Here is a 16,385-nt window from a genome sequence, read left to right on the forward strand (position 1 = left end):
GTCCCCGCTTATCCGCGATGAACCTTTTTTAATCGTCTAACTAAACAGCCGTTACTTGGCGAAGCGTTCGGCCAGGTAGTCGAAGACGGCGCGGATACCAAAGGCTTCACCGCCGATGGGGCGACCCGGTAGTTTGCGGGTGTTCCAGGCCATAACGTCGAAATGGGTCCAGCTGATCTCCTCGTCGACGAAGGCTTCCAGGTAAAGGGCCGCCGTGATGGCGCCGCCAAAGGGCACCTTGCCGCAGTTGGCCAGATCGGCGATATCACTGCCGGTCAGGTCAAAATAAGGCTTGTGCAGCGGCATACGCCACACAGGATCTTCTACCGCCAGACCGGATGCAGTGATCCCCGCTGCGACCTCATCATCGTTACTGAAGAAGCCTGGGAGCTCTGTGCCCAGGGCGATACGCATGGCGCCCGTGAGTGTCGCGAAATCGATCAGCAGATCGGGCTTGTCGTCATTGGCTTCAGCTAGGGCGTCACACAGTACCAGACGGCCTTCGGCGTCAGTGTTGTCAATTTCAACCGTGAGCCCCTTGCGGGTAGTGATCACATCACCTGGACGGAAGGCGTTGGCCGACACGGCGTTTTCCACCGCAGGCACCAATACACGCAGACGCACAGGCAACTTAGCTGCCATGATCTGGTGGGCAAGGCCGATAACATGAGCTGCACCGCCCATATCTTTCTTCATCAGGCGCATGCCGGCACCAGGTTTAAGATCTAATCCGCCTGAGTCGAAGCAGACGCCTTTGCCCACCAAGGTGACCTTAGGTGCATCTTCATCACCCCAGGTGAGGTCGATCAGGCGCGGCGCATTGTGGCTGGCGCGGCCAACCATATGAATGGTGGGGTAGTTGTGGGTTAGCAGGTCATCGCCGACGATCTGGGTGACCTTGGCACCAAATTCGGCTGCCAATGACTCCATGGTTTCGCCAAGGTGCTGGGGCATCATGTCGGCGGCAGGGGTGTTGACCAGATCGCGCACTATCGATACCGAACGCACCATCTGTAAGGTTTGGGCAACCAGTGCAGGGTCTTTGAGTACCAGTTGAGGGTAGGTCTTGTCGTTGCGCTTGTAGCGATCAAACTTGTAAGCGCCTAAGGCCCAGCTAAAGGCTGCGAGCTTACAGGTTTGCGCATCGGCATCGAGCAGGTATTGGCCTGCTGGTAGCTCGTTAACCAGATCGCCGAAAACCCAGTGGGAGTCTTTATTATCGGTGACATAGAGGGCTTGGCTGAGTGCGCCCTCACTGCCTGGGATCAGGCTCATGCCTTTACCGCTGAATTGGGTGTTGGTTAACCAGTTTTTTACCGTTTTGTCTTGGCTGCTTAGCCAGTCGTTATAATCAATGGTACTGAGCAGTGTCAGTGGGATCCCTTCGGAACCAGAGAGGAGTATTTGAGTCATTGGGCATCATCTTATTGAGGTCAAAATTCAACTTAGATTAGCATGCCCGCCCCTTGAGACGAAAGCGGGGGATTATTCACTGCTGGCTTTTTCTACAGCCTTGAGAGCACGTTTAGTGGCTTGAGCCTCACGGCCAAGTTGCACCTTGCGTTCGGAGAGATTATTGAAGGAGCTGGGCAGTACTTCGACCCCGACTAACTTCCCCAGTTTTACCACTACGGGAATGGTGATAGGGGCAAAAGGCAGTACGGCAAAGACGCCAAGCCCCAGGCCTTTGATCAGGTCTGCCAGCTGCTTATTGGCAAGGCGAAGCTCCTCTTTACTGGCCTGTTTGCGGGTGTAACGCTTATAGGCAACCAACATATCCTTGGTTTCCTGTTTTTCCTGGGCCAGGGCATCTTTGAGCGCAAGCATGTCCCGTTTCAAACGCAGCCCAAAGCGGCGGCGACTAATGCGCAGCACTCTAAAAGGGGCCTTGTGTAACTTACGATAGATTTTCATGGCGCGATTGTCTCACAAGCTATCGATGAGACCCAACATTTAATATTGCTGTTTTTATGCTTGATACTCAGGAGGCTTAAGGTCAATTCGGGCATGAACTTGAGCCTTTCCCTATGGCGCGTCAGTGAGAACAATTCTTTACCATGCTCACTCACGCTTTTTTCCATTTAGGTAGGCGGCAATGAACGCCGGGCAAGGCTTAGCGGCCTGTTTATTCTGACTCACCATGGCTGAGACTATTGCCCCTTCTTTGAGTAGACAGATAAGGTCCAGCAGGGCGTCGTCTTGCTGCTCGAGATGCTCGCGAATCAGTTCTCTGACGGCCTGCTTATGATACTTGGCAAAGCGTGACACCTGACAGCGACTGTCACCACATTCTATGGCCGAATTGATAAACAGGCAGCCATGAAATTCACTCAACTCAGGCACGCGATCATTAAACCAATCATCGAGGGCGGCAAAGAGCCCCTCAATTTTACCAAAGTCGTCCTGGCCTTGGCTTAACCTCTGATTGAGCCAGTCGATGTAGATCTTGTGACGTGTTTCAAGCACGGCAACGATTAGCGCCTCTTTGCTGCTGAAGTGGTGATAGAGAGTCTTCTTGGCCACCCCAGAGACTTTAAGCACCTCGTTGATGCCCACCAGATTGATCCCTCGCTCAATAAAGAGGCTGAGGGCGGTATCGATTAGTTGTTGTCGCTTATCTGTCATGATCGCCTCGCTTTTTTATATCTTGACATCGGTAGACCAGGTTGTCTACTCTTGCGGGTAGACAGACTTGTCTACATTTATGGAGTGAAAGAGATCAAGATGAATAAACTGGCTTTTGCGTTAATTTCTGGAATGGGTGCCGCCTTGGCGATTGGCCTCCTGTCATACGCCGAAACGCTGCAGTCCGATCTGGTGCTGTTGATGGTCCCGTTCGGTGCCACGGCTGTGTTGGTGTTTGGCGTGCCTGAGAGCCCGCTGGCGCAGCCAAGAAACGTGATCTTCGGTCATCTGTTGACCTGTGCCATCGGCCTCTATTTTTTCCACTATGTCGGTGTTAATCCGTTTACCCTGGCTCTGGCCAGTGGCCTTGCTGTTAGCGCCATGCTACTGACTAAGACAACTCATCCACCGGCGGGTGCGACGCCGTTATTGGTGATGTTGACAGGCCAGGATTGGTGGTTTCTTTTTTCGCCTGTGTTGACCGGGGCTGTGATTATTGTGCTGGTGGGTAAGCTTATCGCGCTGATGCACAAACGTCTGGCACGCCAAAACCTGCAGCAGAGCCAAGCAGCGTTGGATTAATGACCCGCAGCAACTACGACTTTTGTGCTTAATTTCAGGTATCTAGGTTGAAGTGGACTATACTTTTCATTCTGTTGGCGGCGCTTAACCGCTTTCCTATTCAGTGGCTATTGCCGCAAGTAATGTGAGCACAGCGCCTGCAACGAATCATCGCCGTATGGCGGCTGTTCTGTTTAAGGATGAAACGTGAATGCGCCACCCCATGAAGGCTTTTAAAATATACAGTTTGGCTATCTTGTATCTCGTCTTTCTCATCGCGGCGTTTTATATTTTGATGGCTAGCATTAATCAGTCTCAGCAGGACTGGAAGCATCACACCTATGAGGAACTGGATAAGACGGCCTTGTTTAACGATGCCATGGTGGCATTAGGTTACGGAGGCTTTATTCACGACTTCAAAAATGCCGTTATTCGTCACGATCTCAGTTATTTGAGGCGCGCCGAAGCCGAGATTGAGCTAGGGCTGCGCTCATTAGGCAAGTATGGTCAGCTTGCTCCCGAACATGAGGCTCAGGTGAAGGCGATAGCGTCTGTCGTCGAACAATATCGACAACATCTGCCACGCCTGCGCCAGATGGTGGAGGAAAAGCGCGACGTTCAAGCTATCGATTTGGCGGTGAGGGTGGATGACACTGCTGCAATTGCGGCGATAGCCACCATTCTTGCCAGCCAGAGCCAGGTGCCAAACAGCCTGTTTCAACGGGCGGAAAGTGCCCATCAACGTCTGAATCATATGTTGCTGGTGATCCTCTTTGCCCTGGTGCTGGTAAGTATCTTAGTATTCAGTTTCATCCGATATGTTAATAAACGTCTGGCCATCAAGCTAAAAGATCTCGAAGTGATCTTTCGCTGTGCGCCCAATGCCATCTTTTCGGTCAACGAACATGGCACCATCATCTCTGCCAATCGGGAAACCATGCGGCTGTTTGGATTTTCTGAGCGGGCGCTAAATAAAATAAATGTCGATGATCTGGTGCCCAGTGCGACCAAGGAGAAGCATAAGAAGCTGCGTATGGAGTTTCAAAAGTCAGACCGGGTGCAACCCATGTCCCAACGTAATACTATTTTTTACGGTAAAAAATTGAATGGTGATGTTTTTCCCGCCAGTATCTCTATCGCCACCTATGGGGTTGGTGGTGAGAAACACAGCATTGTGGTGATTAAAGATCTCAGTGACGAGATGCAGTATAAGTCTCAGGCCAATACCGATCCCTTAACCAAGGTCGCCAATCGTCGCGCCATTAACCATCAACTGGCGGCAGCGATTAGTCGCAGCAATCGACAGCAGACCTCGCTGGCGGTGTGTATCTTCGATATCGATCATTTCAAGGCGGTCAACGATAAGCATGGTCATCTGGTGGGCGATGACGTGTTGCAGCGGGTGGCTAAAATCTTCAAAGAGGCGATACGTAAGACAGATTTTGTTGGCCGCTGGGGGGGCGAGGAGTTTGTGATCATTCTCGAGGATACCGACAGCGAAGGGGCGACCTCTTTCGCCGACAAACTCAGGCAAGATATCAAACATCGCAGCCAAGAGAGCGACTTTCCGGTGGCTATCACCGTCAGCGCCGGCGTCTCACTCTATCGCTGGGACGATGATCAAGACAGGCTGTTTAATGATGCAGATCAGGCGCTCTACCGGGCTAAAGAGAATGGCCGCGACTGTGTTGTGGTTATCTAGATAGTGTTTTATGGACGGGGATTAGCCCGTCCGCAATGCCAATAAAGCCGGAATATCTAACGGCGCCGAGTAGCGGCAAAAGCTCGGTTCCTTGCTGTCGATGGCGTGGATAGACATGCGGTCGGCCAGCTCATTGCCCTCAATGCCCACATGCGCCGCCACATGAGTGAGTTTGATGGTCGCTTTTAAACTGTCATATAACTCATGGGCTTGCTGGATGATCTCAAGATTGGCTATCTCGCCGGTTTTACGTTGCCAGCCCTTGGCCTTCCAACCATAGGCCCAGTTGGTGATGCAATTGATCGCATACTGGGAGTCACTGTGAATATGTACGCTCTTGCCCAGTTTACTATATTGCTGCGCCATTAAGAGAGCCTGATATAGGGCGTTTAACTCGGCGGTGTTATTGGTGCCCTTGGGGTTATAAAGCCCATACCAGAGCTCAGTCAATTCACCCGCTTGATAGAGTGCCAGGCCTGAGCCTGCTTCGCCGGGATTGGGCTCACAGCCGCCATCGGTATAGATATCGATATTGCTGTCGGGGTGTTCACTTGCGGCGATCTGACTGCTTGCTTTGCGACTGGCCGTTTTAGGCTTGCTGGTCTGAGAGGGCTTAGCGCCAAAGGCTGCCTCAGCTTCTGCCAATGTCTTGAAGGATTTATAGCGCGCCCCGGCAAAGCCGTCCACTAGCGCCTTGGTTTGCGGCCAACTGGTAAAGATGCCCGTCTCGCGTCCTGCCCATACCACATAATATTTGCTTGCCATCGGTTTCTCTTTCCCTTGAATTAATCGGCCTGTTTGCAGCTTTGCAGTAACTTGACGAAGAAGGCCTCGCCCTTACGTTCGGCAAAAGCGATATTGCGCTCGGGGATAGACTCAGGATCGTCATAATCGGCCAAGGCGCGCTCCATACTGGCTTCTCGTATGATATGCAGTGTTGGGTAAGGGGCCCTGTTGGTGTAGTTTGCTGCGCTGTCTTGGGGCTCGCCTTCGAAACAGTAATCCGGGTGGAAACTGGCGAGCTGAAAGACCCCCTCAAAGCCCTGCTCGATAAGCAGGTCGTTGGCGATATCCACCAGATCCAGGTAGAGATAAAAGCCCTCGAAGCCGCGTGGCATGATAAACAGTGTGGTCTCGATTTGTGGCTGCTGCTCCAGCAAATGACATTCCTGAATCAGCTCATCCAATACTTTATCAATCTGACTATGCTGGGCGACCGTATAGCGGATGCTGTTACGCTCCACTTCACGGCGGGCAAAGGGGCAGATGTTGTACTTCATGATCACCTTTTCCACCCAATTCTGGGTTTCTAAGGCGATTGGCGCATCCTCAGCGCTGTGATAGACCTGTGTATCAGACACCGGCAGCTCCGTTTGATCTCGTTATTGAGGAGCGATCATAGGGATGATAGAGGCCACAAGCAAGAGTGCCATGGCAATGTTAAAGCCTTTTTGTTGACGTTGATTTTTAAGTAATCGTTTGAGTGCCACACCAAAGCCTAACCACACCAGGGCGCAGGGCAGTGCCACGCTGAAGAAGACGCTGGCGATGGTGAGAACTTGTGGTGTTAGTGGTTGGTCAATCACAGTAAAGGTCGCAATAGCGCCCACGGCCATGATCCAGCCCTTAGGGTTGACCCATTGAAAGGCCGCCGCCTGGAGGAAAGAGAGTGGCTTGGCGGTCTGTTTACCCTCCATCTTACTGCTGCTGTTGGCGATGAGCCAAGACAGATAGAGCAGGTAGGCGATACCAATATATTTGATGATCAGGTGCAAGAGTGGGTAGGCCTGAAAGACGGCGCTCAATCCCAAACCGATCGCCAGAACCATGCAGGGAAAGCCAATACAAATCCCCGCCAGGTGGGGCAGACTGGGCTTGATGCCAAAATTGACGCCAGAGGTCATCAACATAATGTTGTTGGGCCCAGGGGTGATCCCTGAGGAAAAGGCGAAAAGGGCGATGGCAAAAACCAGTTCCATGTAGCGTGTGTCTCTAGTACCTGTTAACGATGGCCTATGATCGCCGACATAAGACATTCTGACCAGAAAAATTTCCCAACCTTTTGCACATTTTATAACTCACTGTAAATCATTAACTATTTAGCTTTAAATCGGCAGATTTACCTATCTGGTGATGTAAATCTTCTCTGTCCCGCTTGCAATTATATATTGTATAAAATATAACTTGCCTGCAATAAATTGTTAACTACGGGTTAACAAGGATGTGCTAAATGCTCGATAACGACACCTCAAAGAAGGTGAATTGAGTGACTTAAACCTGAGTAATGATCGGCTCGCCCGAGCCGATAGGTCTGGAGACCAACTATGACAAAGACAATTATATCTCGCGGTGTGCTTACTCGCCGTTTCACTCCCACCGCCCTGGCGTTAGCTTGTTCACTGCTTGTGGCGCCACAGGTGGTGAGTGCCAATGACGCGCCGCGTTCTAAACCCATGCCGCAACAGGCGATGAAAGCGGCGGTGCAACGGGCTGGTGTTGACAATGGCCAGAGCAAAGCACGCTTCGATAAGGCTGCGCGTAAACCCAGAGGCGCCGCATCGGTTACTGAGGGTGATAAGGTGCCACCATCAGTTACAGGGCAAGAGTCACAGCAGGGGGTTAATGGCCACTCTGCTCTGCAAGGCCCTTTGGGCGCTCAGGGCGCTCTGGGCAATCAAGGTGCTGAAGGGCCAGCGGCTGAGACGGATCCCTGTAATGGTTATAGCCAGTTCGATACGTTAACCGGTCAGGCTCTGTATGATTTTGTTCGTCAGGCGGAGTTTTCCTGTATCTCAGAGTTATATTCTCGTAACGATGCCACGGCGGTAAAGGCGTATCAGGCCGACAATGTGGTGGCGGTGGCGAATTTGGCTAAGGCCAGCGCGGCGACCTATGACAGCAGTAGCGGTAGTGAGTTATTTAACCTGTTCTACTTTCTACGTGGCGCATTTTATATCGAATACTATAACGAGGATTTGAGCTATAGCGATACTCGCGCCAGCGATGCCATGCGCGAACTGCTACTGGAATATGCGAAAAACCCGGCTATGGCCAGCCTGAGCGACATGCAGGGCAACACATTGCAGGAGTATTTCATCGCTTGGGACAGCTCTTACAATTACTATGATTCGGTGGCGGTGATCACACAATATCTTGATCAGTTTAGCGAGCAGCATCTGGCGTCCTGGTATCACAGAAGTGCACTGACTAAGGCGCTAACTACCCTTTATCGTGGCAATTGGGATGAGAAGTACACTAAGGCCTCAATGGAGTATGATGCTTTGCGCGCCGCGCTGCTAAAGGTGGCGACCTCTGACTATATCATCAACTCTAATTATGCCTTCGAATCCTCAGATGCCTTTCATGAGTTTGGCCGTTTCTATGAGTACCAGAAATACTGGGGGCTGCCTGAGAGTCTGAAGCTTTCGCTCAACGATGGTGTGCAGCAATATATGAGTAAGTTTGCCCGCCTGTCTAAGCAGTGGGCTGATGCCGCTGGTTATCTGGATTACTACAACCCTGGACAATGCGACAGCTTTGGGATCTGCGGCTGGGAAGCTGAGCTGGAAAGCAGCGTGCTTGGTATTCACTATAGCTGCTCTGACACCATTAAGATCCGCGCGCAGCAACTTACCAGTCAGGAGCTACAGCAGTCGTGTGATTTGATGGGGGATGAAGAAGTGCTGTTCCATCAGGTGCTGGCGACCAGCGGCGACCCCGTGGCCGATGATTACAATCAGGATCTCGAGGTCAATATCTTCGACAGTTATGATGACTATGATGCCTATGCCGGTATTATTTTTGGCATCAACACAGACAATGGCGGTATGTACCTCGAAGGCACCCCCTCCAACCCGGATAACCAAGCCCGCTTTATTGCACATGAGGCCACCTGGACTGAAGATATTTTGGTGTGGAATCTAAGGCATGAGTATGTGCATTATCTCGATGGTCGCTTTAATCTGTACGGTGGCTTTAGCCATTTCGATATCGATACTGGCAAGTCGGTATGGTGGTCAGAAGGATTGGCTGAATACATTTCTCAGCAAAATCGTAATGACGAGGCGATCGCTATTGGGCGTAGTCAAAGCTTCAGCCTCAGTGAGATCCTGGCCAATACCTATGACAGTGGTACAGAGAGAGTCTACCGTTGGGGCTACCTAGCAGTGCGCTTTCTGTTTGAACAGCACAGAAGTGATGTTGACGCGCTTCTGGTATACGCCCGCGCCGGGGATGCGGCAGCTTGGCTCAGCTATATCGATAACACTATTGGCACTCAGTATGACAGTGAATGGAATAGCTGGCTCTTGACGGTATCCAGTAACGATACACCACTTGATGGCGGCATAGTCACGCCGATTGACAGCGATGGCGACGGGGTGATCGACAGTGAAGATGCCTTTCCAAGCGATCCTACCGAGTGGGCCGATGAGAACGGTAATGGTATTGGCGATAACGCCGATGCTGCCAATGGTGGTGGGCCCGAGAGCCATTGCGGCGACACAAGCATTACCGATGGCAAACTCACTCAGGAGCAGGCTGAATGTGTGGCGGGCACAGGGATCAATTATTACTACACCTATGTCGATCAAGATAATACACAGCTGTATATCAGTACCTCAGGTGGTGAAGGGGATCTGGATATCTACTTTAACCAGCAAACCTGGGCCTCGAGCAGTGACTATGACGTCAAGTCACAGAGCACAGGTAACGATGAGCTGATTAGTGTTATCGCCAATCGTGGTTGGGTCTATATTTCGACAGTGGCCGTTACTGCGTTTGATGGTGTGACCCTAAAGGTAAGTCAAACAGCTGAGGGAACTCCCGATAGTGGTGGTGATGCTGGTGTAGAGGATGCCTGCGTTAGCAACAACCCATACAGCTATGGTGGCGTAGAATTTGGCCAAGCCGTCTGTGTGGCCGACGGGCACTCCAGTTACTATTTCTATGTGCCGGCCAACACCGCGGCCATTGAGATCAATACGGATCACGGCAGTGGTAACCTGGATCTATACGCCAATGGCGCGACCTGGGCAAGCCCTTCAGATTATCAGTACAAGTCGGACAATACCGGTAATCAGGAAAAGATCCGTGTGTTAGCACCGACAGAAGGCTGGTTCTATGTCAGCGCAGATGGTGCGCCTTCGAGCAGTGGTGCCAGTTTAGTGGTGACGCTCGAGGCGAACTAAAAGCGATACGCCTGACCATGATAAACGCCGGCCTTGTGCTGGCGTTTTTACTTTTGGTCCTGGCGCGTTTGAAAGGGCCAAAATGTGAAAGATACACTAAGGAGATGAATGTTAACGTTTTGTCAGCCTAGGTTCATGATACTTAGCTTATACTTTGTTCATTCTGGTCACGATGCGACGGATTTTAGATACTGACTTTTACACTTTTGATAAGGATAGCCAATGAAAACATGCTTGCTTAGCCTGATACTCATGATGAGTGTCACCGCCTGCACTGTTACCGAGGAGACGCCCCTGCAACTGCCCATGACACCTGAGGATCGTTTAACCCTGGTGGCCAGCGGCGATTTGAGGTTTCTTGGTGACCAGCCATCTCGCTTTGCGTTACATCCTGATGTTGCCGAGCTAAGGGTGGGTGATGAGGTGCAGCCCGATGCGTTAAAGATGCGTATGCGTGAGGCGATTCAGGCAGTTATGTTGGCCAAGGGGTATCAAGAAGTTTCAATGTCACAATCGCCGGATCTGCTGATAGGTTATGGTGTGGCATTAGGCGACAAGATGAGTGATAGCGAGATCTTGCAAAAGGTTGGGCTAGTGCCTGGTGCATCTAATCAGGGAGTCGATATGGGGCGCTATGAGAAGGGAACTGTACTGTTAATGGTGTTTGATCCCAAACTCGCTTCGCCAATATGGCAGGTGCTGGCACAAGGTTTTACGCCTTTGAGTCAGGATAATGCACAGGCAAAAGAGGGGACTGATAGCAGATTGTCTAGGGTGATCACTAAGATGCTCAGCGAGCTACCGCAACACCTTTAACGGATCTTCAGCGCCGCACAGATAGACTAAGCTAGTGTGTGGCAATGATTATTGTGACAGTTTGAGATAAGGAGTATTGAGATGTTACGACACACAGTTAAAGGCTTAATGGTGATGGGGCTACTACTGCCTTTGTTGACGCAACCAGTGAAGGCTGGGGAGTGGAGTGAGATCGCTCAGAAGACGGTCGACTATAAGGCCGAGGTGGATAAGATAAACTTAGGTCGCAAGGAGCAGGACTTAGTCAGTATTAAACTTAAATGTGAACAAGGGACGGTGAACCTGAAACAGGTAGAGCTGTTCATGAGCGACGGTGAGTCTAAGAAGGTAGATAATCTCGGGGTGTTAACCAAAGGGTTGTCGAGCCGGGCCATCACAGTGCCAAAAGGAGAGGCGCACCTTGAGCGAATTGAACTCACCTATGACAGCGTCGGTAGCCAGGCATTGGGTCTTGCCGGGGTCTCCAAGAAGGGTAAGATCACTGTGCTGGGGAAGCATAAGGCAACAGACGACTAAAATAATAGCTGAAAATGGCTAACGTCAAAGCGACACGCATCGCTTAACCATTAGCCCTTTACCGATCAAAAGTATGTCATAAGCGCCGCCAGTTAGACTGTGCGGCGCTTTTTATTGGCCGCTAAAGACGTGCCTTTACGCCAAGGTTGATGGTGGTCCCCAACCCTTTAGTGTTGTAGCCGCTATAGGTAAAGGCCTGAGAGCGCGCAGAGTAGTAGTCTTCATTTAACAGGTTCTCTACCCCGAGGCTAAACTGCCAGTTATCCAGTTGGTAGCTACCGCTTAGGTTAACCAGGTTGTAATGGCTGACTGGACCTTGGGCACCCACATACTGGCCATTGACTGGCTCAAATCGCTTGCGATCGCCCACATACAGGTAGTTGATGGCGATGTTGGCATGGTCAACCGGCTGCCAGTTGAGCGAAGCGGTGAATTTCGGCGCCGAGATCACCTGGCCGTCCAAATAGATATCCTTTTCGGTATCTTTTCCTTCTACCCAGCTGTAGCTGAAATCTGTGCCTAGGTTATCCAACCATTGGTAGGCCAATTGTGCCTCATAGCCCCAAATTTTTTGCGGGGCGCGCACCGGCATATAGATCCCAGTGACCGGATCATAGGCATTGCTGGTCCCCAGCTCTGAAGTGCTGCGATAGGCCGCCAGCTCATAGCTCAGCTTGTCATATTGGCCCGAGAAACCAATCTCATAGTTGTCGACGATAGAGGCCTCGGTCTGGATCAGCGAGATATCGTTAACGGTTGCCGTGCGCAGTAATCTGCCTAGATCAGAGATGTCGGCGCCCTGAGAGAAGCTGGCGAATGGGCTAAAGGCATCGCTTAGCTGATAGCGCAGCCCTAGATTATAAGTGGTGGAGGTAAAGTTAAGTTCACCACCTGTGACATCGAAGGGGACAGAGCAAGTCTCTGCGGTGCGGCACACCTTAAGGGTTTCATAGTCATCGACGCTAATGTCGACTCTGTCGTGGCGTAATCCCGCCTTGAGGATCCAGTCATCATAGATCACCCACTTAGTTTGCAGATAACCCGCCAGGTTGCTCATGTCCATCTCAGGCACCCAGATGCGGCCATCATTCAAAGGTTGCGAGCTGATATCGTTCAGGGCATCGATACCATAGATGAAGCTTGCCGACACATTGTCCCAGTCAGTGTAGCTGTTGAAGTTCACCCTCAGGCCACGTTTTTCCGAGCGGATCAGCGATTGGCCACCATCATACCCCTCGCTGGGATTGGCCAGCGCCGCCGAGTAGAAGAACATGTTTTCAATCTTCTGATAGTAGGCATCTAAGGTCAGTTGTGTCTGGTTGAAGAGCTCCTGATCTGTGTATTTGAGCATCAGGTTGTGGTTGCCTCTTGGCCCTTGTGGCACACCGGGTTTAGGCGCGCTGCTCTTGATGGCATAGGTCTTCTCGCCGCTGTTGACACTGCCAGTGACATCCACCAGCTCGGCATTTTGCTGCGCCTCATAATAGTTGTAGGTCAGCTGAAGTTGTTTCTCACTGTCGAACTCATAGGCCAGCTTGGTAAACAGGTTTTGCGACTTGGTTTCAGACAGGCCGTAGATAAGCCCTATGATGTCGCCCTCGGCGTCATATTCCAGGCCTGTTTCTTCTTCGACCGCGCTGACCACATAGCTGAATTTGTCCAGTGTCCCGTCCAGGCTGGCGTGATAGCGATAACCTGCGCTGTCTTCAAATTTAACCGCACTGAATTTGCTCGATGCCCCCAGCTCGACGCTCGCCTTGGCATCGCTGCTAGGGGTCTTGGTAATGTAGTTGATGATCCCGCCTGACGCGCCATTACCATAGATAGAGGTTGCGCCCTTGATCACTTCGATACGCTCAATTGCGCTGGGATCGATAGAACGTATGCCTAAACTGCCGTTTCTCAGCGGGGTGGACTGAGGTACACCGTCGATCATCACCAATGCCTTACGACCTCGCAAAGTCTGGCCGGCATTACTCGAGGTGCCAGTGCTGGGCGCCATGCCCGGTACACGAAAGGCCAGCATGTTTTGTAGCTCGGAGGTGATCTGCATGTCCTGCGCCAGGGTCTTGTTGTCGATCAAGGTGACAGAGGAGGGCACCTCTTCGATGCTCTCGGCGCTGCGGCTACCGGTGACAATGATACGCTCTATGCCAGTATCGTCGGCGATGACGCTAGGGCTTATCAGGCCAAGACAAAACAGACTGGTATAGAGAGCTAAAGGGGATTTTTTTAGGGTGAAGTGTGATGGCATCAAATTATCCTAAGTGTGTCCGTATAATGGGTTAACAATTATTTGATGCGAATGATATAGATTATCATTTGTATTTGCATGGAATTTACATATGTTACATTTTAAAGAGGTTGGCAGTAACGTATTGAACGATGTATTTATTAGGGCGGCTGTTGCTACGGGGTCATTTAGGCTGGCTAATAAGTTGTTTATTGCCTTTGAGTGGGGCTTTAGGCCCGCACACATCGACGGTATGCAGGCCTAATCGTGTATCAGACGTTTATTCAGTGCGAAAGCTTACCTCGTAGGCGGTAAACTTACGCAGGTTGATGACGCCGGTGTCGAAGATCAGATACTGACCCTTAATGCCCAACAAGGTGCCACTCACATTCGGGTCTTTGTCGAAGTTGTGGGAGGCTATCTTGGTCGGAAACTCACTCACCGGGTAGTCGATAGCCACTATCTCCTCATCCAGTCGCTCGATGGCATATTCGCCATGGGCCATCGCCAGGCTATGTATATGCTGCTCAATTTGCGGCAGCAACTCCTCGGCGTGTTGTTTTAGCGGCAAGGGCTCGGCATTACCTTTCAACATGGCGCGCCAGTTGGTCTTGTCGGCGATCATCTTGGCAAGCTCTACTTCAATAAGGCCAGATAGCTGACGACTGGAGACTTTAAGAATAGGCAGGCCCTGAGTGGCGCCCTGATCTATCCAGCGGGTTGGTAACTGAGTATGACGAGTGATCCCGACCTTAAGTCCCGAGGTGTTGGAGAGGTAGACATAGTGAGGCACAAAACAGTTGGCCTCACCCCACTCGGGTTCGCGGCAGGTGCCTTCGGCAAAATGACAGGTTTCTGGCTTCATGATGCACATGTCGCAGCTTGCTAGCTTCTTCATGCAGACGAAGCAGTGGCCCTGGGAGTAACTCTTCTTGGTTTTCTTGCCGCAGTTGCAGCAAAAGATATTACCTGTGTGGGTTAAGTTTATCTTGCTGCCGATCAGAGGGTTAAGCTCGACTTCATTGTCGCCCAACAGCATATGGTAACTGGCCAGGCCCTGCTCATCGAGCCTGGTGCGCATTTTTCTCAAGGTTCCTTGCATGACACTCTCAATTGCGTTGGAGTCATCCGCCGCAGCGCTGACTCTTCGTTAATTTGTGATGAGTGTAACAGTTAAAGGGGGCAAGATGAAAATGGTAGAGGAATCATCAAGGTGCTGCCATGGAGAATTTGAACATGTTGCTTTGGGTGGGTGAGGGGATGGGGGGGGATTTCTTGCGTTTGCTGAATAGTGTTTGGTTATTTTTTTATGGAGTTATTGAGGTACACTAGGTTCTAGCAAGTCTTTCAAGATATAGGAGCCATATGATTAAGCCTGAACTGCCTGCCAATGAAAGAGAGAGGCTTCATGCCTTAAGAACACTGAAAATCCTCGATACCTCTCATGAAGAAAGGTTTGATCGCGTCACTCGAATGGCTAAGCGTATGTTTGGTGTAGAGATTTCACTGGTTAGCCTCGTTGATGAAAATAGGCAGTGGTTTAAATCTAAACAAGGTTTAGATGCATCTGAAACACCGCGCGATATATCGTTTTGCGGCCATGCCATTAATCAAGATGGTTTATTCATTATTCCTAATGCGATTGAAGACGTCCGGTTTGCTGATAACCCTCTAGTTACCCAAGAGCCTAATATCCGTTTTTATGCGGGCTATCCACTGAAATTGAGACAAGGGATAAAGATAGGGACATTATGCTTAATCGACTCGAAGCCTAAGCATTTGAATGAAGAAGATAAGCAGCTATTAAACGACTTGGGAGCCATGATTGAGCAAGAAATCAGATCAATTCAATTGGCAACACTTGACGAATTAACCTTAATATCGAACCGAAGAGGATTTATAACACTGGCCGAGCATAGCCAACGGGTCTGCCGGCGAAAAAAAATACCGATGTCAGTGATTTTATTTGACCTTAATAAGTTTAAACCGATTAATGATAATTTCGGGCATCATGAAGGTGATTTTGCATTACAGCAATTTGCAGAAGTGATGCGCAGTGTGTTCCGTGAGAGTGATGTGATTGGCAGGCTGGGCGGGGATGAGTTTGTTGCCATGTTGACAGACGTCAGTGATGAAACAATTGCGATCATTCTGGATCGATTTAAAACAGAAATGGACGCAATGAACAAGGCTATCAACAAACCTTATCTTATAGAATACAGTGCAGGTGTGGCGCATTTCTCATATGAGACAGAGCACTCGTTAGAAAAAATGATTGCGGCAGCTGATGCGGCGATGTACGAACAAAAGAAAGACGGTGAGCGTTAGCGCTTAAACGCCATATCAGTATTAGCGAAAAAATCAAATTGACACCAAAGCAGGCACGTGAACAATCGCATCTGGGGGCCTCATCATTCAGGTCTCCCAGTTGTGTGAACTAACTTGATATATTCATGCATTGCCCAGCGTAAATGTTGCGCTGTTATTCGATAGTTTTTCCTTCGCCGAACTTCTTTCCCCAATCTGACAATCGACAACACAGGCCGGTGCCGAATGGTGTTGGCCTGAAAGTGTTTTTGCCAGCCTAGATGCAAGGCAACGATACCAATGAGCCATAAGGTAATTTCTGCCAGCATAGCGATGAGCAGCAACACATCTAGCCGCTGCGGACAACGACTTTTGTTGTGCCTCAGCCCCATGCCGTATTGTGGGCTCTTCAAGTCTCGAAAGGTTTCTTCAATCT

14 protein-coding genes and 1 pseudogene are annotated in these 16,385 nt (G+C 50.5%); 6 read left to right on the top strand and 9 right to left on the bottom strand.

Annotated elements, in window-relative coordinates; genetic code table 11:
- Positions 1 to 51 precede the first annotated feature (51 nt).
- From NY07_RS18375 to NY07_RS18385, 3 genes are all read right to left on the bottom strand, one after another.
- Positions 52 to 1,413, bottom strand: a complete 1,362-nt coding sequence (locus NY07_RS18375) for a leucyl aminopeptidase family protein (protein WP_033540810.1) — start codon at positions 1,411 to 1,413, stop codon at positions 52 to 54.
- 72 nt (positions 1,414 to 1,485) lie between these two features.
- The gene (locus NY07_RS18380; protein WP_033540811.1) at positions 1,486 to 1,914 is read right to left on the bottom strand and encodes an LETM1 domain-containing protein; all 429 of its coding nucleotides are present in this window, start codon (positions 1,912 to 1,914) and stop codon (positions 1,486 to 1,488) included.
- A 147-nt stretch (positions 1,915 to 2,061) separates the two neighbouring features.
- Positions 2,062 to 2,625 carry a TetR/AcrR family transcriptional regulator gene (locus tag NY07_RS18385; RefSeq protein ID WP_052125889.1) on the bottom strand — a complete coding sequence of 188 codons (564 nt, stop codon included), beginning with the start codon at positions 2,623 to 2,625 and terminating at the stop codon, positions 2,062 to 2,064.
- A 99-nt stretch (positions 2,626 to 2,724) separates the two neighbouring features.
- Here NY07_RS18385 and NY07_RS18390 point away from each other — a divergent pair, with 99 nt between their 5' ends.
- Together NY07_RS18390 and NY07_RS18395 are read left to right on the top strand one after the other, a co-directional pair.
- Complete coding sequence (locus tag NY07_RS18390; RefSeq protein ID WP_033540812.1) at positions 2,725 to 3,207, top strand: HPP family protein; 483 nt, start codon at positions 2,725 to 2,727, stop codon at positions 3,205 to 3,207.
- Positions 3,208 to 3,409: 202 nt separating this feature from the next.
- Positions 3,410 to 4,888, top strand: coding sequence for a sensor domain-containing diguanylate cyclase (locus NY07_RS18395; protein ID WP_161783176.1), 1,479 nt, complete (start codon positions 3,410 to 3,412; stop codon positions 4,886 to 4,888).
- Positions 4,889 to 4,909: 21 nt separating this feature from the next.
- On the opposite strand, the gene NY07_RS18400 is transcribed toward NY07_RS18395, so the two are convergent.
- From NY07_RS18400 to NY07_RS18410, 3 genes are read right to left on the bottom strand one after another with little or no spacing between them, the layout of a single operon-like run.
- Positions 4,910 to 5,653 (bottom strand): ribonuclease H1 domain-containing protein, encoded by a 744-nt coding sequence (locus tag NY07_RS18400; protein WP_033540814.1) that lies wholly within the window; start codon positions 5,651 to 5,653, stop codon positions 4,910 to 4,912.
- 20 nt (positions 5,654 to 5,673) lie between these two features.
- Positions 5,674 to 6,249: a DUF1415 domain-containing protein gene (locus NY07_RS18405; RefSeq protein ID WP_081953873.1), complete on the bottom strand. Its 576-nt coding sequence runs from the start codon at positions 6,247 to 6,249 to the stop codon at positions 5,674 to 5,676.
- A gap of 21 nt (positions 6,250 to 6,270) precedes the next feature.
- Positions 6,271 to 6,867, bottom strand: a complete 597-nt coding sequence (locus NY07_RS18410) for a LysE family translocator (protein ID WP_033540815.1) — start codon at positions 6,865 to 6,867, stop codon at positions 6,271 to 6,273.
- 345 nt (positions 6,868 to 7,212) lie between these two features.
- Between NY07_RS18410 and NY07_RS18415 the strand changes: the two genes are divergently transcribed.
- From NY07_RS18415 to NY07_RS18425, 3 genes are all read left to right on the top strand, one after another.
- Positions 7,213 to 10,077, top strand: coding sequence for a M9 family metallopeptidase (locus tag NY07_RS18415; RefSeq protein ID WP_033540816.1), 2,865 nt, complete (start codon positions 7,213 to 7,215; stop codon positions 10,075 to 10,077).
- A 222-nt stretch (positions 10,078 to 10,299) separates the two neighbouring features.
- Positions 10,300 to 10,893 carry a DUF4136 domain-containing protein gene (locus NY07_RS18420; RefSeq protein ID WP_033540817.1) on the top strand — a complete coding sequence of 198 codons (594 nt, stop codon included), beginning with the start codon at positions 10,300 to 10,302 and terminating at the stop codon, positions 10,891 to 10,893.
- Between the two features lie 81 nt (positions 10,894 to 10,974).
- Positions 10,975 to 11,409: a hypothetical protein gene (locus NY07_RS18425; RefSeq protein WP_052125890.1), complete on the top strand. Its 435-nt coding sequence runs from the start codon at positions 10,975 to 10,977 to the stop codon at positions 11,407 to 11,409.
- Between the two features lie 121 nt (positions 11,410 to 11,530).
- Here NY07_RS18425 and NY07_RS18430 read toward each other — a convergent pair whose 3' ends face one another.
- On the bottom strand, positions 11,531 to 13,663 hold the full coding sequence (locus NY07_RS18430) for a TonB-dependent receptor (RefSeq protein WP_033540818.1): 2,133 nt from the start codon (positions 13,661 to 13,663) through the stop codon (positions 11,531 to 11,533).
- Positions 13,664 to 13,922: 259 nt separating this feature from the next.
- A complete protein-coding gene (locus tag NY07_RS18435) occupies positions 13,923 to 14,744 on the bottom strand; it encodes a DUF2797 domain-containing protein (RefSeq protein WP_033540819.1) in 822 nt (273 codons plus the stop codon).
- 263 nt (positions 14,745 to 15,007) lie between these two features.
- Here NY07_RS18435 and NY07_RS18440 point away from each other — a divergent pair, with 263 nt between their 5' ends.
- Complete coding sequence (locus tag NY07_RS18440) at positions 15,008 to 15,970, top strand: sensor domain-containing diguanylate cyclase (protein WP_033540820.1); 963 nt, start codon at positions 15,008 to 15,010, stop codon at positions 15,968 to 15,970.
- A gap of 83 nt (positions 15,971 to 16,053) precedes the next feature.
- Here the strand turns inward: NY07_RS18440 and NY07_RS19270 are convergent.
- A pseudogene (locus NY07_RS19270) lies at positions 16,054 to 16,385 on the bottom strand (IS4 family transposase); the annotation flags it as partial.

The organism is Shewanella sp. ECSMB14101 (assembly GCF_000773485.1).
GTDB lineage: Bacteria > Pseudomonadota > Gammaproteobacteria > Enterobacterales > Shewanellaceae > Shewanella > Shewanella marisflavi.